Raw genomic sequence first — 17,113 nt, 5'->3', positions numbered from 1 at the left:
ATGTACAGAAAGAACCGGATTCTAGGCTTGACCATCGGCTCCACGCGCGCCGTTTGTGCGTTTGCCCTCGTGTCAGGCGGGTTGCTACTGGTCGGGTGTGGCCAAAAGGGTCCTTTGTTCCATCCAGGTGGCGGTGCACCAGCGCCCGTGACGACACCCTACTCATCGGAAACACCCCCGCTGCCGGAAGAAGTGGTTCTTCCACGCTGACGCTCAGCGTGGCGGTTTTTGCTTGCCGGGAAGCAGATTGACCTTGAGTCTGCGCCAGATCCGCCAAGCCAGCAAAAGAGCGAGTACCCCGGCATACACTGCAACTTCCGCATAGTCGTTCTTGCCGCTGCGCATCCAGAAAAAGTGCAGAACTGCCAAACAGGCCACCGCGTACACGCTGCGATGCAGCCAACGCCACCGATGCGCGCCCATGACCCGTATGACACGGTCAAATGAGGTTGCTGCCATCAAGAAGAGCAGTGCCCAGGCCGTCATCCCCACCAGGATGAATGGGCGCTTCAGCACATCCTCAACGATGCGATCCAGCTCAAACCCCATATCAAACCACGCGTAGGCCAGCAGATGCAGGCTCGCATAAAAGAACACGAACAGGCCGGCCATGCGCCTCATCCGGGCCAGTACAGGCCAGCCCGCCCAGATGCGCAAAGGGGTCACAAGCAACACGAGCACGAGAAAGCGAAGGCTCCAGTCACCCAGTGACCTGACCAGGGCCTCGGCGGGATTGGCACCGAGTTGATCGTTCACCGCACTCCAGAACAACCAGATGCCGGGCAGGCATCCGAGAAGCAAGAACAGCGGTTTGGCAGACCAGTGCATCAGGCGAAAGTTGACCGCTTTGAGCAACGAAGTGGTCGCGTAGGCGACGGTTTTCACAGGGCCCGCCCACGGGGGAGCATTTCTTTCATGCAAGGGGTGCAGATGAACAGGAACCGACAATGATTTTCCGCATTGCAGCCGTCAGTAGTTCTTTTTCAGATCCATGCCGGCATAAAGCTGCCCCACCTGCGGCTCATACCCATTGAACATCAGTGTCTTGCGCCGCTTGGCCAGCAAGCCCCCTTCTTCACCAATGCGGCGCTCCGTGGCCTGGCTCCAGCGGGGATGAGACACCTCGGGATTGACGTTGGAGTAGAACCCGTATTCCTGGGGTGCTGACATGTTCCAGGAGGTGGGGGGTTCTTTTTCGGTGAAACGAATCTTCACCAGTGATTTGCCACTCTTGAACCCGTATTTCCAGGGCACCACCAACCGCACCGGTGCACCGTTCTGGTTGGGCAAGACTTCGCCGTACATCCCGAACGCGAGCATGCTCAAGGGGTGCAACGCCTCGTCCAGGCGCAGTGCTTCGACGTAAGGCCACTGCAAAACATTGGAGCGAAGGCCGGGCATCATCGCGGGATCGGCGAGGGTGAAAAACTCGACGTACTTTGCACTGCCTTGCGGCTGCACCTGCTTGATGAGCGCAGCCAGTGAATAGCCGACCCAGGGAATCACCATCGACCAGCCCTCGACGCACCTGAGCCGATAGATGCGCTCTTCCATCGGGGAGAGCTTCAGAAGGTCATCCAGATCAAAGGACTGGGGCTTGTTGACCAGCCCCTCCACCGAGACCGTCCAGGGGTTCGTTTTCAGGGTGCCTGCACGGCGCGCGGGATCGGACTTGTCCGTTCCAAACTCGTAGAAGTTGTTGTAGGAGGACGCATGCTGGTAGCTGGTGATCGCTTCCACCGTGCTGGCGCCCGAAACGCCAGACCTCGCGCCTGCCAATGCAGCAAGCTTCCCGGGACGGGGTATGGAGGTGGCCTGCGCCAGCGCACTTCTTGAAGCCCATGCCGCCAGGGAAGCACCCGCAGCCCCCACCGCCATTCGTTTCAGCAACGCGCGCCTATCCAGGTAGGTCGAACGCGGTGTGATTTCAGAGGAAAACGGATGGTTGAAACCATCGCTGGAAGAGAGAATGATCATGCGTAAGCTCCTTCGTGACCGGTTGGTCGTGCGAACGCCATAATTCTTTCAAAGTTCCAGACAAGGCGTGGAAGGGTTGTCGCCAACCCTTCTGGGACACAGGGCTCCCGGGACAATCACCGGCGACTCCCGCCGCAGGGAAAATGCCGTTGTCAGAGTTCGCCGTAGCTGTGCAATCCAGAGAGAAACATGTTCACGCCCAGAAACGCGAACGTGGTCACGGCCAGACCGACCAACGCCCACCAGGCCGCCACCGTCCCTCTCAGGCCTTTCATCAGGCGCATGTGAAGCCAGGCGGCGTAATTGAGCCACACGATCAGCGCCCAAGTCTCTTTGGGATCCCAGCTCCAGTAGCCACCCCAGGCTTCAGCAGCCCACAAAGCGCCCAGCACCGTGGCGATGGTGAAGAAGGCAAAGCCGATGGCGATCGCCTTGTACATCACATCGTCCAGCACCTCGAACGATGGCAGACGCGACGCAATGCGATGCCGTCCCGCGATGATGCCTCCCACGATCAGCGCCGAGATGCCAAAGTACACAAACCAGTAGCTGCCACCCTTTTCCAGCGACGACTGGCGAAACACCAAGGGCTCAAGACAGAGCACCACGCCGAGCAACCACAACGGCGCCAGCTTGTACCAGCGCGTTTCACCTGCGCTCTGTTTGATGAGATAAGCGAAAGCCAGCATGGCGGCAATGGCGAAAGTGCCATAGCCGACAAAATTTGCTGGCACATGCAGCTTCATCCACCAGCTTTGCAGGGCTGGCACCAGCGGCTGGATTTCGTGTGCTTCGCGAACCACCGTGTACCAGAGCAGGAATCCGACCGCAGCACTCACCACCAGCATCACGAAAGCGCCCATGGAGCGCGTGCGGTACTGGTCTTCGTAGTACAGATAGAACGTGGCCGTCATCCAGCAGAACAGCACGAACACCTCGTACAAATTGCTGACGGGAATGTGGCCAATATCGGGTCCGATCTGGTGGCTCTCGTACCAGCGCACCATGGTGCCCACCAGCGCCAGCGTCACCGCGACCCAAGCCATGCGCGACCCGAGCAGCTCGAAGGTGTCGCCTGCACGGGTGAACATGCCCAGCCAGTAGAAGACCGTGCTCATGAAGAAGAGCATGCTCATCCAGAGAATGGCCGACTGACTGGAGATGAAGTACTTGAGCAGGAACGCGGTGTCGGCACGGGCCAGGTCGGCACCGCCTGCAGGGGCCTGGTAAAGCCAGATCGCCAGCAGCGAAAGCGCCGCCACCACGACAGCAAGCGCCCTCAGCGGGCGCCAGAACCACCCGATCCAGACAAGCGAAGGCAACGTACCCACGAGGATCGCCTTTTCGTAACCATCCATTGCATGGCTGTACTGAACAAAAGCCACGACACCGCCAGCCAGCATCAGTACGGCAAACAGCCAGTCCCACACATCGCGGCGCGCAAAGTAGCCAGGCTGAAGTCCAGCCCCATGATCACCCTTCTTGAGCTCGATCGTCTGGGTGGCGGTGGTCGTGTTCATGGCGTTACCTTCAACAACTGGCTTTTCAACATATCGAACTCACGGTCGGCTTCCATGGTCTTCCGGTTCGTGGACAACGCCATGCTGGCCTGAGCGGATTGCTCGCCAGTGGGCGTGAGCCAGATCCAGAGGCGCCGCTCGCGCACATACAGCATGGCGAATATTCCGACGATCAGCAAGAGGCACCCGAGGTAGACAATGTTCTGCCCAGGCGCACGCGCCACTTGAAACACACTCGCCTGAATGTGTTCAAAGTCCTTGAGCTGGAACGTCATGGGAGCCGGGTAAAGGAAGCTGTCACTCAGACTGATGACAGCTGCCGTCATGAATTGCTGGGTGAATTCGCCTCGCTCCATGGGTGGCAAACCTTCACGCTCCCGGCTGAGTTGCATCAACTCGAACAAGACGCCGTTGAGAATGCGCACCAGCACGTCGCTCGCGCGTTCCCTTTCTTCCGCCGGCACGTTGGCCTCGAGAAACGAAGACAAGGCGGGCAACCCACCCAGAATAGGCGGCATGTCCGGCGCGGTCCGCATGGACTCGGGCAAAGCAATGCGCTCTTCGCCAGCAAACAGATCGATGGCGCGGGAAGCGGACGCAATCAACGCCTCTGCCAGGTCGGGACGCCCTCCTTCAACTGCCTGCTCTGCATAGCGCCGCACCGCCTCGGCACGCATGGGGGCACTGGCCAAACCCGCTCGCAACCGGACAAATCCGTCCAGCGAATCCTGATCATCGGCCGGAACGCGCAGGTACCGGAAGGTGTCCGACGGGTTTTCGCGCAGCCCCAGCAGATACATGCGCATGCCATCAAGCTCCATGGGCAGCATGTAGTTGTGGTACTCGATGGCCTGGCCGGCCGAATCGCGAAGCTTGTAGGTGATGCTCGGCCCCACATTGCGCAACACCTTTTCGGTGACGGTCTTGTGGCCCGAACCCAGCCGGCTTTCGATGGCACCACGCAAGTCCACCTTGCGCACGTCAACGGCCTTGTCGGACCCTTGATCACTGAAGTTTTCGACGTTGATGACGCGCAAGCCGGTGTACTCCAGCGTCATCTGTTCATCACCGTTGCTCAGCGCACTGGAACCCCCGATCACGCCCTCGATCTCGAAAGGGCGAGTGGGTCTGGTCAACGGCACCGCCTGCAGCTTGACGCGAGAGCCGCCGTCGTCAAAGCTGGACTGGTAGATATTGATGCCGCGGTGACTGGCAGGGTGATTGACCTCCACCCGCGTCTCTTTCTGCTCACCGGTTTCGTTGTCGTGAATCACGATGTCGCTGGCAAACAGTTTGGGCATGCCGGTGTCGTAATACTCAACGATGAATTTCTTGAGCTCGACGCGAAACGGCAGATCCTGGAGCAATACGCCGGCGGGCTGGGCCAGGATGGCGGTGCCCGCCGTCGTGCCTTCGGTAACCAGCAGATTGCCGCGGAACGTGGGGTTGCTGGCAGACAACCGGTGCTGCGCAGGTACATCGGCAATCAGACCACCGCCCATGAACGGCGTCTTTCCGTTGAACCACATCTGGGCGCGGACCATGAGGTCCCCATCAAGCAGCCCACCAATGCAGACGAGCACGATCGCGCTGTGCGCAGCGAGATAGCCGATCTTGTTGGTGGCCCCCGCCTTGGCTGCCACCATCCACCCCAATCCGCTGGGCGTTTCCCGGGATTGCAGCTTGACCTTCCAGCCCGAGCCCAGCAAAGACTGGCCAATGCGCCGAGCCGCTGCTTCCGGCTTTTCGTCCAGACTACTCTCTGCTCGGTGGGGAAACGCCTTGAGACTCTGCTCGCGGATGTTCTCCTTGTAGGCCTTGAAGTCCACCAGGATCTTGGGTGTATTGCGGGCGATGCAAAGGCTGGTGCTGATGACAAGAAAGGCAAGTATGGCGAGGAACCACCACGCGCTGTACACGGAAAACAGGCCGGCGCTGGCGAACACGTCGGCCCAGAATGGGCCAAACTGATTGACGTAGTTGTTGGCTGGCTCGTGCTGCTTGACCACCGTTCCGATCACCGAGGCGATGCAGATCACCGTGAGCAGTGAGATGGCAAAGCGCATGGACGACAGCAACTCCACCGCGTCGCTGGCAAAGCGAGAGCCTGAACGCAATTGCATGCCCTGCGTGGAGATGGTCATGGAAAATCAGTCAGTGGGAGGCAAAAAAAAGGGCGTGCCCGGATTGACCAGAACGCGCCCCACTGTGATGCGGATTTTGACGACGGGTTCAATTGCAGGCGTTGAAAGCGTGCATTTTGCCGCTGAATATCAATGAAAACTTATATTATGTCAACGACAAGGGTCATTGCCAGCGTTCAGCGCAGGCCAGCAATGTAGTCGGCCACCGCGCGAATCTCTTCGTCGGTCATGTAGGCTGCTATTTTGGTCATCTGTGCGCTGTTCTTGCGGACACCGCTGCGAAACTGATTCATCTGGTCCAAGGTGTACTCGGCATGTTGACCCGCCAGACGCGGGTACTGCGACGGAATGCCTGCACCATTGGGGCTGTGGCAACCCGCACAAGCGGCCACGTCTCGACCCGCAATACCGCCCCGGTAAATGCGCTCGCCCAAGCGCACCAGGTCTTTGTCCTGTGCAAATCCAGGCGTCGCCTTCTGGCTGGCCAGCCAGTAGGAGATGTTGCGCATGTCATCATCGGACAACGCACTGGCGAAGCCCTTCATGATGGCGTTGTCACGCTTGCCGGACTTGTACTCCTGCAGCTGCTTGATCAGGTACTCGGGGTGTTGCTGCGAGAGCTTGGGGTTGGCAGGCGTGGCGGAGTTGCCATCAGCGGCGTGGCAGGCCACGCACACTTGCCCGAATGCGGCCGCGCCCTTGCCCAAGTCAGGCTTGACTGTCTGGGCTTGAACGCTGAACGACAAAGCTGCAGCAGCAGCGGCGCAAATGAACGAAACGGACAATTTCATGACTGGGCAGGCGTCGGTGGCGACGGGTTCGGGTTAAGAAGATTCGCGGCTTGTCTGGTGTTAGCCAATCGATTTTACAATGCCCTATTGTGAACCCCCCTAAATGACCGAATACCCTACCTCAGCTCCAAGTCCTTCGCCACCAGGTGGCACCGCAGGCAGCAAGCCGCTCAAAGCCGAGAGCATCACGCCGCCCGGGTATCCGGACCCCAAGATCGCGCATGGCTGGCTGCACACGGCCAGATTCCTCACAACCGCGCCGCAACTTGAACACCTGCCCGTTCTGGATCTGCCCGAAATCGCTTTCGTCGGGCGATCCAACGCCGGAAAGTCAACCTGCATCAACACCCTGACCCAGCAGAAACGGCTGGCCTTTGCGTCCAAGACGCCGGGCCGCACCCAGAGCATCAACTTGTTCACACTCGGCAAACAGGGCGTGCACGACGCCGTGCTGGCCGACCTGCCGGGCTACGGCTACGCGGCGGTGCCAAGGGAAGCCAAGCTGCGCTGGCAACGGGTGATGGGCAACTACCTCATGACACGCCCCAACCTCAAGGCGGTGGTGCTGCTGTGCGACCCCCGGCTGGGTTTGACCGAACTCGACGAAATCCTGCTGGAAGTGATCCGACCCCGCGTGGAACAGGGCCTGAAATTTCTGGTGCTGCTGACCAAAGCCGACAAGCTCAGCCGTGCGGAAGCCACCAAAGCACTGTCCATCGCCCGGTTGCAATGCGGCGGAGGCGAGGCTCGATTGTTCTCTGCGCTGAAAAAACAGGGGCTGGATGAAGTGGCGCAGCTCTTGTGGCATTGGTCCCATGAGCCACAGGCCGAACCAGGAGTGGCTGCGGCCGAGTCTGAATGCGAAGACGAGCCACCTGCCCAGGATTGAGACGGCACGGCCATCGCATCACACTTCCCTGGCCGCTGGCCTCAAGCGTACGGCGAAGGCTCGCCTGGCGGACGGGTTTTGAACCGTTTGTGGACCCAGTAATACTGTTCCGGCATGGTCCTGATCATGGTCTCCAGTTGCTGGTTCATGACAGCCGTATCAGCTTCGGCATCCCTGGTGGGAAAGTTCTTCCAGGCCGGGTGAATCGTGACCTCATAGCCCTCCGGCGTCATTCGGCTGACCACCGGCACCACCGAAGCGCCCGACAGACGTGCAAACCTTGACAGTGACGCCAGCGTGGCCGTCTGAACGCCAAAGAACGGTACAAACACCGAATCGCGTGCGCCGTGATCCATATCGGGCAACAGGTACAGCGGCTCCCCTGACCGCAAGGCTGCGATCAGGGGCTTGAGTCCCTGCCGTCTGGCCACGATGTGTGGCTCCCCAAACCGCTGGCGCCCTTGCGCCATCCAGCGATCCACATCAGCGTTCAGCTGCTCCGCGTAGATCCCGCAAAAGCGGCGCTCCAGGTGCACGGTCAGCGCCGTCCACCCGGCGTCCATGCCCACGAAATGGGGAGCAAACAACACTGTCGGTGAGTGGCCTTCGAGGGCCTGCAGGTCACCGCAGAGTTTCAGCCGCCTGCGTACCACCTCAGGCGCACCTTCCCACAGCCAGCCCCGGTCGAGCCAGGCTTGAGCAAACACGATGAAATGGCGTCGGATGGCACGGTTGCGCTCGCCTGCTGTCTGGTTCGGGAAACACAGGGCCCAGTTGATTCGGGCAATGCGGCGCCGGCGCAACACCACCACATGCAGCAACACGCCCAGGGCCCAGCCGATCGCGCGCACCCAGGACAAAGGCATCACCGAAAGCAGGCGCATGAATGCCAGACCGAGGCGGTTTCCGATACGTGCCAGCCCGCTCGAAGCGGGCGCATTTTGCTGAAGACTCATGAAGCCGGCTGGTCCGTGAACAAGGGTCTGTCTGCCGAAGCGGGCTCGCTCACCGACGGGGGATGGCCGGCAGGCACTTTGTAACGGTCATAAGACCACAGGTACTGCGCCGGGCGTTCTTTGATCAGAGCCTCCATGGCGTGATTGATCTGGCCGGCCGCCCGCACCGCATCGGTGGCGAGCACTTCACCGTCAGGCAGTCGAAACGGTCTCACGCGCACAAGATAACCCCTACCCCAGCTCAGGCGCTCGCCCCAGATCAGCACCACCTGCGAACCGGCGATGTGAGCCAGGCGGGCAGACAGGGTCATGGTGTACGCGTCGCGCCCGAAGAAAGGGGCCCACACGCCCTGGCCTCCTGGCGGCACCTGATCGGGGAGCAATCCCACAGCCTGGCCCGACTTCATGGCCTTGATCAACTGCTTGACCCCACCCAGCGTGGTCGGTGCGGCCACCAGGTTGGGACGCGTTCGGGCATTCGCCACCAGATCCCGCAGCCAGGGCTGCCTGGCGGGCCGGAACAACACGGTCACGGGTTGTCGCACGCCAAAGCGCTGGGCGTAGGCCTGGGCGGTGATCTCAAAACAGCCCAGGTGGGGCGTGAGAAACAGCACCCCTGCTCCATGTGCTTGTGCCGCTTCGATGTGAGCAGCGCCTTCCCACCCGACCCGTACCGGTCGACCGAGCCAAAGGCGTGGCAACTCCGCGACCAGTTTGCCCGATTCGCCCACCGACGCCAGCGCCACCGAGCGCGAAAATCCCGCCTGCCGAGCATGGGCAAAGAGCCGCTTGCGGTAGCGCGCAGATGTCAGAAAACTCAGCCAGCCGAGCACCCAACCCATGCCATGCAGCACAGGCAGAGGGAACCAGCTCAGGAAACGAAAAAGGGACTGGACGAAGAATTCCAAAATGCACTCAAGGTATCGGCAACGCGACCTGGGGGGCTCCAGACACGCCACACAGCATTCAGGCGCTTGATCTAGAATCGCGCCATCGCCGAGTTACTGAACTAATTGCGGGGCGATTCACAAATTCCGCTAAAGCGTTCGCCGAACTCTGACAGACCGGCAACGCCGATCAACCAACTTGGAGTTTATACATGGCGAACGACTTTCTCTTCACCTCTGAATCCGTTTCTGAAGGCCACCCCGACAAGGTGTCCGACCAGATCTCCGACGCGATTCTCGACGCGATCTTCACGCACGACCCGCGCAGCCGCGTGGCAGCCGAAACGCTTTGCAACACCGGCCTGGTGGTCCTGGCGGGCGAAATCACCACGAATGCCCACGTCGACTACATCCAGGTCGCACGCGACACCTTGAAGCGCATTGGCTACGACAACACCGAATACGGCATCGACTACAAGGGCTGCGCGGTGCTGGTCGCCTACGACAAGCAGAGCAACGACATCGCCCAGGGCGTGGACCACGCCAGCGACGATCACCTGAACACCGGTGCCGGTGACCAGGGCCTCATGTTCGGCTATGCCTGCGACGAAACCCCCGAGCTGATGCCCGCGCCCATCTACTACGCGCACCGCCTGGTGGAGCGGCAGGCCCAGTTGCGCAAAGATGGCCGCCTGCCGTTCCTGCGTCCCGATGCCAAGAGCCAGGTCACCATGCGCTACGTCGATGGCAAGCCGCACAGCATCGACACGGTGGTCCTGTCCACCCAGCACAGTCCCGATCAGAGCGAAACAGCCACCAAGATGAAGGCATCTTTCAATGAAGCCATCATCGAAGAAATCATCAAGCCCGTGCTGCCCAAGGAATGGTTGCAGGACACCAAGTACCTGATCAACCCCACTGGCCGCTTCGTCATCGGCGGCCCGCAGGGGGACTGCGGCCTGACCGGTCGCAAGATCATTGTGGACACCTACGGCGGTGCCTGCCCGCATGGTGGCGGCGCATTCTCGGGCAAGGATCCCAGCAAGGTGGACCGCTCGGCGGCCTATGCCGCACGCTACGTGGCCAAGAACATCGTGGCCGCCGGTCTGGCACGGCAATGCCAGATCCAGGTGGCCTACGCGATTGGCGTGGCCCGCCCCATGAACGTGACGGTGTACACCGAAGGCACGGGTGTGATCCCCGACGAAGCCATTGCTGCGCTCGTCACCGAACACTTCGACCTGCGCCCCAAGGGCATCATCCAGATGCTGGACCTGCTTCGCCCGATCTACACCAAGACTGCAGCGTATGGGCACTTTGGTCGTGAAGAGCCTGAATTCACGTGGGAGCGGACCGACAAGGCGGCAGCATTGAAGGCGGCAGCCGGCTTGTAGATTTCAAGACAAGGGGGGTGGGCCATGGGTCCCATCCCGGCGCAACCACACCGCGCCGCCAGCATGTCTCGTGATCACCACTTGCGATGCGCATTGAATTTCAGAAGCCAGTCCAGGCCCAGAGAATACTTCTCTGGGCCTTTTTTGACTCGCAAGCCTTCTTTCGATACCCTTTGTCAGCTCCTGCGCTGAATTTTTCAGCGCAACGACCGATATGGCCTTACAGGTCAAATTTTGCCTTGAAGAAATGCCAAGACCCGGAGCCCTGAACCATGACAACCGAACACCCCGATGCCGACGAGCGCACCGCCCAAAGTAGCGGTGCTGAACCAGGCGACGATATGGAAGCTTTGAAAGCCCGCCTGGCGAGGGCAGAGGCGTTGTACGAGCAGGCGCCATGTGGGTTTCTCTCACTGGATGCCGATCTGCGGTTTGTTCAGGTGAATCAGACGTTGCTCAACTGGCTTGGCTACAGCCGGGAAGAGCTGATGGGCAAGATGAGTGTGTTCGATCTGATCGACCCCTCCTGGCGGCAGTTGGCCACCAACCGAATGGAGCTGTTACGGCAACAGGGCAGCACCGAACCCATGGAGCTGGAGATCACCCGCAAGAACGGCAGCCGCTTTCACGCGTTGCTGTCCTCGACATCGGTCTTTGATTCCCAGGGTCAGTTCCTTCACAGCAACACCACCGTGGTCGACATCAGCGACCGCCACGCATCGGAAGAGCGCCTGGCGGCACATGGTGGTTTTTTGCAAACCATCACGGACCGCATTCCCGCCCGACTCGCGTACTACGACAAGGACCTGATCTGCCGGTTCGCCAATGCGGCCCACGCCACCCGCTACGGGAAGCTGGCAGGCGAAATGGTGGGCTCGCACCTGAGCCAGGTGGTGCGCCCCGAGCTGCTGCCCGAGATCCTGCCTCGCGTGGCCAGTGCATTGAGTGGTGAATCGCAATCCTTTGAAGCTGAGCGAGAATCTTCGGACGGCAGTCGCAACTACTACCAGATTCACTACATACCCGACTTCCAGAACGGGGTGGTGGAAGGCATCTTCATCGAGTTGCATGACGTCAGCGAACGCCGGCGGACCGAGGAATACGTTCTTGAGGCCAACCGTGACCTGGAAGAGCGGGTTCGCGAACGCAGTGCCGAACTGTTCCAGAGCGAGCAACGCTATCGACTGATGGTCGATGCCATCCAGGATTACTGCGTGTATTTCGTGGATGAAGAAGGGATCGTCACAGAATGGTCGGAGAGTGCACAAAGACTGCACGGCCATGGGCGGGTTCAGATCATTGGACAGCCCTACACCAAACTGCTGGCAAATGACAGCATGTCGGAAGACGAGGTCGATCCCGACCAAGTGCTGCGCCTGGCCAAGGCCCACGGACAATGGGAGACGAGAGGCTGGCGGCTGCGCGAAGACGGCTCGCGTTTCTGGGCCCATACTGTGCTGACCGCGCTGCGCAATGAAGAAGGCGAACTGCAGGGACTTTCCAGCATCACCCGCGACATGACGGCAGCCAAGAGCCTGGAAGACGTCATGAACGACCTCAACAGCGAACTGGAAAAGCGCGTCGCCGAGCGCACGCAACAACTGGTGGCTGCCAACAAGGATCTGGATGTCTTCTCGCACATGGTCTCCCACGATTTGCGTGCACCACTGCGACACATCGCCAGCTTTGTCGCCCTGCTCCAGGAGCAGCTGGGAGACTCCCCGGATGTGCTCACTTTGCAGTACATGAACTCGATCGCCAAGGCGAGCAAACGCATGAGTCTCATGATTGAAGGCTTGCTCGAATACGCGAGACTGGGTCGAGTGACGCTGGAATCACAGCATGTGCCGCTGGGACCATTGCTCAACGGTGTGATCAACCACTTGAAGCAGGAGAACCCGGATCGAAACATTGAATGGGTGATCGATGACAACCTGCCGCTGGTGAAAGGCGACGCCATGCTGCTGGCTCAGGCTTGCGGCAACCTGCTCAGCAACTCGGTGAAATACACCCGGCCGCGTGATGTGGCCAAGATCATGGTGGGTTGCCAGAGCAGCCCCCTGGGTGACCTGACTTTCTATGTGCAGGACAACGGCGTCGGGTTTGACCTCGAAAAGGCACACAACCTGTTCGTGATGTTCCAGCGGCAACATCACTCGATGGACTTCGACGGTACCGGCACCGGCCTTGCACTGGCGCAACGCATCATTGAACGCCATGGCGGGAGGATCTGGGCAGAGACCAGCCTGGGACAAGGCTGCACCTTCTATTTCACGCTACCTTTGCCCGAACCGGAGCATGAAATGCTGCTGCCCGATTCGGCATTTGCAATGCTCAACTGACAAACTGGGCGCCAGCACGGGTGGCGCGCCAAGCGCCCTGGTGGATCGGGCTGCCCGCCCCTGGCGCGCCCTGGACGCGTCACTCAGTCGACCGGATCCGGCCCGACTTGTCGACGCCTGATGGGCGCCGTTTCTGCGGAACGCCATTCAACCTTCAACTCGGCAGCGCCGTAACCTGTTGAATTGATTGGGTTGCAAGATTCGTGCTGCAGCTTCACATTCCACTCGCGCGCCACTCAACATTCCACTTTGTCGAAAACGCGCCACTCAACATTCCATTTTTCCTAAGCAATCAATTTCGTCTCTTCTGAACAACGGCTTGAAGGCACTTGCGAGGTCCAAAAGACCGTAGTAGCCTTGAAGCAAGGCACAGTTTTGTTGCCTTACGGAGGTTGCTCTCCGACCGCGCAGCTCTACGCTGGGCCTGCACCGCAACCATCACTTCACATCTCTGGAGTCGACCATGGTTGCATCAAGTAATGACCGCAGTAGCGGTCGCAGTTCCTCAAATAAGCTTCGCGGCGTGCATGCCTTCATGCACCCTTTGCTGCGACTGGCAACGGGCGTCGAGGACACCCCGCAACGCTTCCGCCAATTTCACCGCCTGGTGCGGCGCGCGCTGGAAGCTCCAGACTTTTCAGCGGAACGGACCGCTCTGGCTATCGAGGTTCTGTACGCCCTGGACGACCTCCAGCTTGATGACGAGAGCGCCAGCGCCTTTCGGGTGGAGTGGCTCGATGCCATGACCTCATCAGTCGACTCGGCCGTTCTCCATGAGCACCGGGCGTTGGAGCAACTTGCCCAGGAGGGGCTGCACCTTTCCCGTCAAGCTTGGACAGTGCGGGATGTTCACTTTGATGGGTTGCCGTTTCTCAAGCTGCAGCGGCTGCGCCCCAGCACAGATGACTCTGACCGCCCATTACGCTTGCCAGTCAGCACGACAGGGTCGTTGAACAGCTGCGTAAATACAGCCATCAAAGCCGTCCGGGACGATCGGCTCAAGACCTGGGACAGCGCCAACTGCCTGGCGGTTCTTCGCTCCATCGCGATCCTTTCCGTACATGAAAGCGAACAGAAGCGATCATTTTTCCAGCCCAAGGAGCGTAAGGACTATTTTCTGGGGGTGTGCCAAGGTCTGTGGCTGGAGGTTGCGAAGCAACTGGCTTCCACCCGCGAAGCCAAGGATCACGAATGCTTCTGGGACGGCAGCCTGCAACGCGTGCTAGCGCTGCATATCAGCGGGATTGCTTTCGTGGATCAAACCGTCACCAGCGAACAAAGCGAGATCTACCGTGTCTCGGCAGCGATCCTCGCTGAGCCTGACCCTCCTACCGGGGAGTCAAAGGCCGGAACCCTGCTGGTCGTGCGCGGCCCCATCCCCGCAGCCTCAAACAAGGAGGATGCCGAGACGATCCGGACCTACAAGCCACTGCTGATCCCGCAGCCGGTTGCCGTGATGCCATCGCACCGGGAGGTGGATGCCGTTCTGACAGCCCTGGCCAAAGAATTTCCCTGGGCCACCAATGTGGTGGGAGAGCTGGGCAGCATGCTGCGGGCAAGGAGTTTTTTTGGGGTCAAGGAGCTGTGTCTGTCTCCCGTCCTGATCGTTGGGTATCCAGGTGCCGGAAAGTCGCGCTTCATCCGGCGCGTGGCCGAGCACCTCAAGCTGCCTTACCTCCCACTCCCGCTGGGTGGGCGAACAGACACCAAGTTGATCTCCGGAACCTCCAGAGGGTGGGCCGGCGGAGAGCCCACGCCTTTGTTGCGGTTGATGCTCCAGCACAAGTCCGCCAGCGGCCTGGTTCTGCTCGACGAGATTGACAAGGCCGTGGTCACCGACTCCAACAGCCCGCCGGTCACCTCTGTCTTGCTCGGTCTGATGGAGCCAGAAACCGCTGCGCGCTGGCACGACGGCTTCTTGCAGACCACTTGCAACTTCACACGCCTGAGCTTCTGGGCCACGGCCAACAGTCTCAAGACCATGCCAGCCGCCTTGCTCTCCCGGTTCACGGTCCTCTACATGCCAGAGCCCAGGCCTGAAGACATGCAGGTTCTGGTCCAAGGCATCACCGAAGACATCGCAAGGGAGTGGCGCTTGCCGCTGGGAGTGCTGCCGCTGGCGCCCCAAGCGATGTATGAAGGTGCACGGCTGAACGCCCGTGAGTTGCGGCGCATGGTGATGCAGTTCCTGAGCGAATGGTCTGCGGAGAACCTGCGGCCCGAGCGCCTGCACTGACCTCCCGCTACGGAACCAAGCGAGGGGGAAAACATGAAGGCCGCTGAAGGCAAAGGCGACGTCGTGCTCTACCTGGACTACGACGGGGTGCTCCACCACGAGGACGTTTGGTGGCATCCCCGGCGCGGGGCATACATCCGAACGCCTGGGTACGCACTGTTCGAGCACATGCCCCTGCTGGAAGCGGCTCTGGAGCCGTTCCCGGACGTCCGAATCGTTCTTTCAACATCATGGGTCCGGGTGCGTCGCTTCAGCCGTTCGGTCAAGCGGCTCAGTCCTGCGCTGAGAGAGCGCGTGATTGGGGCGACTTTTCACACACGCATGAATGAAAAGGCATTTACGGATCTGCCACGTGGTGTGCAGATCCTGGGCGATGTCTCGAGAAGACAGCCGAGGCACTGGGTCGCGCTGGATGACGATGCTGAAGGGTGGCCAGAGGCGTATCGAAGTGACCTGATTCACACCGACGAAGTGCTTGGCATCAGTGCACCCGGGACAATTCAGGAGCTGCGAAAACGCCTTGCTGCCTTTGCCGCATGTAGCAGCTGATCCGCGAAAGAGACAACACCCGAAACGGTTTGAAAATTAAACCTGTAACCGTCCACGAAAGTGGGTCAACGCCAACTCCAGACCATGTCGACGAGGCCCACGACATCGATGCTAATCTCAGCGTGGAGAACAGCGCAAGTGAAGTACTGGCACTGGAAATGAGCTGACGCCCTGCGCTTCACCGATAAATTGCCAACAACACCCCCCCGGGATGACAACACCGATGCAATGCCCTGCGTGCGACTATGTGCGACAACCTACCGACCTGAACCCGATCAACCAGTGCCCATCCTGCAAACAGATCTATTCGCGGGCACGCAAGGCTGCAGGAATTGAAGAGGAGGAGCCGCCCAAGAAGGTTGCCGCGGTAAAGCCTCCATGGCGCCCCTATGGGCAACATCCAGCCGTCATTGGGCTGATGATCGCAGTGATTTTCGCGGCTGCATGGGGGTATGGCACCTGGAACAACCGCCCCGTGGCGCCCAAGCCGGTGGTGCATGATGGAGTCAGCGCCCAGTTGGCATGCCAGCGCTTCGTCTCCAGCCGGTTGAAGGCCCCCTCAACGGCATCGTTCGCCCCGTTTCAGGAGCTCTCGATCAGCGAGCGCACTCAGGGCAAATTCATTGTTGTCGGATGGGTGGACGCCGAGAACACCTTCGGTGCGAAGCTGAGGAACAATTATTTCTGCTCAATCCAGTTCACTGGTGCAAACGTCCAGTTGCTGGATCTCTCAATCGAGTAACTCACACCCACTGCACGGCCATGCTCACGATACACGCCCCGATTGACCTGGTCATGGCTGAGACTCAGTGCTGGAACTGTAAGGCCTCCACGCCCGTGTCGAGCCTGCGTGCACACGCCGTCACTGGTCCCGAGGGGAACTCCGTTGAGGGCGTGCGCATCACCAACGCCGCCGACCTTCCCGCGGATTTGAAGCAGGCCATCCATGCCGTCAATCCGAACTTTCGCAAGGGCTTCTCCCGCACGGCAGAGCAGACCTACTTTGCCAACCACTGCAGCCACTGTGGCGCGCTGCAGGGCGACTTCTACATGTACATGGAGCCAGACGGCCCCTTCTTCGCTGGCACCGTGCCAGAGGGGGCCACAACCACCCGGCTGTTCGAGGCTGGCGACTGGCAGGCCGAGGCCGGCTACGGCAGTTGACGCACAAACACCATCGGATCAACCCGCCCGGGGCAGGTACAGCCTCTCTGAGAGCCACTCCGGATTGGCCTCACGCGCTGCATCATCCAGTGCGAAGCGGATCGCGCTTGCGTTGTGCACCACTGACCTGCCCCCCGCCAGCCGTACCAGTCTGAAGTTAGTGAAGTCCGTCAACCACCAGGAGAATGACGGATACGAAGAAGAGCAGATTCACGGAGGATGGCATGGACGCCTCCTGAGTCTTTTTCGATCACGATGGAGGTT

The 17,113-nt window shown here is 60.2% G+C and carries 16 protein-coding genes; 9 read left to right on the top strand and 7 right to left on the bottom strand.

Annotation, left to right across the window (positions count from 1 at the left end; genetic code table 11):
* Entirely contained in the window at nucleotides 1-210 is a 210-nt protein-coding gene (locus Q7V46_RS19985; protein ID WP_370690252.1) for a lipoprotein, read from the top strand.
* 3 nt (nucleotides 211-213) lie between these two features.
* On the opposite strand, the gene Q7V46_RS01575 is transcribed toward Q7V46_RS19985, so the two are convergent.
* The 4 genes from Q7V46_RS01575 to Q7V46_RS01560 form a co-directional block, all read right to left on the bottom strand.
* Nucleotides 214-828, bottom strand: coding sequence for a sulfite oxidase heme-binding subunit YedZ (locus tag Q7V46_RS01575; protein WP_304912016.1), 615 nt, complete (start codon nucleotides 826-828; stop codon nucleotides 214-216).
* A gap of 141 nt (nucleotides 829-969) precedes the next feature.
* Complete coding sequence (gene msrP / locus Q7V46_RS01570) at nucleotides 970-1,977, bottom strand: protein-methionine-sulfoxide reductase catalytic subunit MsrP (protein WP_304911748.1); 1,008 nt, start codon at nucleotides 1,975-1,977, stop codon at nucleotides 970-972.
* A gap of 152 nt (nucleotides 1,978-2,129) precedes the next feature.
* Complete coding sequence (gene ccsB / locus Q7V46_RS01565) at nucleotides 2,130-3,497, bottom strand: c-type cytochrome biogenesis protein CcsB (protein WP_304911747.1); 1,368 nt, start codon at nucleotides 3,495-3,497, stop codon at nucleotides 2,130-2,132.
* Complete coding sequence (locus tag Q7V46_RS01560; RefSeq protein WP_304911746.1) at nucleotides 3,494-5,641, bottom strand: cytochrome c biogenesis protein ResB; 2,148 nt, start codon at nucleotides 5,639-5,641, stop codon at nucleotides 3,494-3,496. The genes ccsB and Q7V46_RS01560 overlap by 4 nt, the downstream gene beginning before the upstream one ends.
* Between Q7V46_RS01560 and Q7V46_RS01555 the strand changes: the two genes are divergently transcribed.
* Nucleotides 5,640-5,777, top strand: coding sequence for a hypothetical protein (locus Q7V46_RS01555; protein WP_304911745.1), 138 nt, complete (start codon nucleotides 5,640-5,642; stop codon nucleotides 5,775-5,777). The two genes, Q7V46_RS01560 and Q7V46_RS01555, sit on opposite strands and share 2 nt — an antisense overlap.
* A gap of 40 nt (nucleotides 5,778-5,817) precedes the next feature.
* Here Q7V46_RS01555 and Q7V46_RS01550 read toward each other — a convergent pair whose 3' ends face one another.
* Entirely contained in the window at nucleotides 5,818-6,432 is a 615-nt protein-coding gene (locus Q7V46_RS01550) for a cytochrome c (RefSeq protein ID WP_304911744.1), read from the bottom strand.
* 103 nt (nucleotides 6,433-6,535) lie between these two features.
* Here Q7V46_RS01550 and yihA point away from each other — a divergent pair, with 103 nt between their 5' ends.
* Nucleotides 6,536-7,321: a ribosome biogenesis GTP-binding protein YihA/YsxC gene (gene yihA, locus Q7V46_RS01545; RefSeq protein ID WP_304911743.1), complete on the top strand. Its 786-nt coding sequence runs from the start codon at nucleotides 6,536-6,538 to the stop codon at nucleotides 7,319-7,321.
* Nucleotides 7,322-7,362: 41 nt separating this feature from the next.
* Here yihA and Q7V46_RS01540 read toward each other — a convergent pair whose 3' ends face one another.
* On the bottom strand, nucleotides 7,363-8,277 hold the full coding sequence (locus Q7V46_RS01540) for a lipid A biosynthesis acyltransferase (RefSeq protein ID WP_304911742.1): 915 nt from the start codon (nucleotides 8,275-8,277) through the stop codon (nucleotides 7,363-7,365).
* Nucleotides 8,274-9,185 carry a lysophospholipid acyltransferase family protein gene (locus Q7V46_RS01535; RefSeq protein WP_304911741.1) on the bottom strand — a complete coding sequence of 304 codons (912 nt, stop codon included), beginning with the start codon at nucleotides 9,183-9,185 and terminating at the stop codon, nucleotides 8,274-8,276. The genes Q7V46_RS01540 and Q7V46_RS01535 overlap by 4 nt, the downstream gene beginning before the upstream one ends.
* A gap of 191 nt (nucleotides 9,186-9,376) precedes the next feature.
* Here Q7V46_RS01535 and metK point away from each other — a divergent pair, with 191 nt between their 5' ends.
* From metK to Q7V46_RS01505, 6 genes are all read left to right on the top strand, one after another.
* Nucleotides 9,377-10,558, top strand: a complete 1,182-nt coding sequence (gene metK / locus Q7V46_RS01530) for a methionine adenosyltransferase (protein ID WP_304911740.1) — start codon at nucleotides 9,377-9,379, stop codon at nucleotides 10,556-10,558.
* 272 nt (nucleotides 10,559-10,830) lie between these two features.
* Nucleotides 10,831-12,900, top strand: coding sequence for a PAS domain S-box protein (locus tag Q7V46_RS01525; RefSeq protein WP_304911739.1), 2,070 nt, complete (start codon nucleotides 10,831-10,833; stop codon nucleotides 12,898-12,900).
* A 535-nt stretch (nucleotides 12,901-13,435) separates the two neighbouring features.
* Nucleotides 13,436-15,136, top strand: a complete 1,701-nt coding sequence (locus tag Q7V46_RS01520) for an AAA family ATPase (RefSeq protein WP_304911738.1) — start codon at nucleotides 13,436-13,438, stop codon at nucleotides 15,134-15,136.
* A gap of 33 nt (nucleotides 15,137-15,169) precedes the next feature.
* Nucleotides 15,170-15,685, top strand: coding sequence for an HAD domain-containing protein (locus tag Q7V46_RS01515; RefSeq protein ID WP_304911737.1), 516 nt, complete (start codon nucleotides 15,170-15,172; stop codon nucleotides 15,683-15,685).
* A gap of 211 nt (nucleotides 15,686-15,896) precedes the next feature.
* Nucleotides 15,897-16,427 (top strand): hypothetical protein, encoded by a 531-nt coding sequence (locus tag Q7V46_RS01510; protein ID WP_304911736.1) that lies wholly within the window; start codon nucleotides 15,897-15,899, stop codon nucleotides 16,425-16,427.
* Between the two features lie 20 nt (nucleotides 16,428-16,447).
* Nucleotides 16,448-16,849: a hypothetical protein gene (locus Q7V46_RS01505; RefSeq protein WP_304911735.1), complete on the top strand. Its 402-nt coding sequence runs from the start codon at nucleotides 16,448-16,450 to the stop codon at nucleotides 16,847-16,849.
* Nucleotides 16,850-17,113 lie beyond the last annotated feature (264 nt).

Source organism: Hydrogenophaga sp. (assembly GCF_030651625.1).
Classification (GTDB): domain Bacteria; phylum Pseudomonadota; class Gammaproteobacteria; order Burkholderiales; family Burkholderiaceae_C; genus Hydrogenophaga.
The sequence above is the reverse complement of the archived record's forward strand: the minus strand, read 5'-3'. Positions and strand labels throughout refer to the sequence as shown.

Coding starts and splice junctions, on each gene's coding strand:
- yihA (WP_304911743.1), top strand. CDS start 6,536: ATGACCGAATACCCTACCTCAGCTCCAAGTCCTTCGCCACCAGGTGGC.
- Q7V46_RS19985 (WP_370690252.1), top strand. CDS start 1: ATGTACAGAAAGAACCGGATTCTAGGCTTGACCATCGGCTCCACGCGC.
- Q7V46_RS01520 (WP_304911738.1), top strand. CDS start 13,436: ATGCACCCTTTGCTGCGACTGGCAACGGGCGTCGAGGACACCCCGCAA.
- Q7V46_RS01575 (WP_304912016.1), bottom strand. CDS start 828: ATGCACTGGTCTGCCAAACCGCTGTTCTTGCTTCTCGGATGCCTGCCC.
- Q7V46_RS01540 (WP_304911742.1), bottom strand. CDS start 8,277: ATGAGTCTTCAGCAAAATGCGCCCGCTTCGAGCGGGCTGGCACGTATC.
- Q7V46_RS01550 (WP_304911744.1), bottom strand. CDS start 6,432: ATGAAATTGTCCGTTTCGTTCATTTGCGCCGCTGCTGCTGCAGCTTTG.
- Q7V46_RS01515 (WP_304911737.1), top strand. CDS start 15,170: ATGAAGGCCGCTGAAGGCAAAGGCGACGTCGTGCTCTACCTGGACTAC.
- Q7V46_RS01555 (WP_304911745.1), top strand. CDS start 5,640: ATGGAAAATCAGTCAGTGGGAGGCAAAAAAAAGGGCGTGCCCGGATTG.
- Q7V46_RS01505 (WP_304911735.1), top strand. CDS start 16,448: ATGCTCACGATACACGCCCCGATTGACCTGGTCATGGCTGAGACTCAG.
- Q7V46_RS01510 (WP_304911736.1), top strand. CDS start 15,897: ATGACAACACCGATGCAATGCCCTGCGTGCGACTATGTGCGACAACCT.
- Q7V46_RS01560 (WP_304911746.1), bottom strand. CDS start 5,641: ATGACCATCTCCACGCAGGGCATGCAATTGCGTTCAGGCTCTCGCTTT.
- metK (WP_304911740.1), top strand. CDS start 9,377: ATGGCGAACGACTTTCTCTTCACCTCTGAATCCGTTTCTGAAGGCCAC.
- ccsB (WP_304911747.1), bottom strand. CDS start 3,497: ATGAACACGACCACCGCCACCCAGACGATCGAGCTCAAGAAGGGTGAT.
- msrP (WP_304911748.1), bottom strand. CDS start 1,977: ATGATCATTCTCTCTTCCAGCGATGGTTTCAACCATCCGTTTTCCTCT.
- Q7V46_RS01525 (WP_304911739.1), top strand. CDS start 10,831: ATGACAACCGAACACCCCGATGCCGACGAGCGCACCGCCCAAAGTAGC.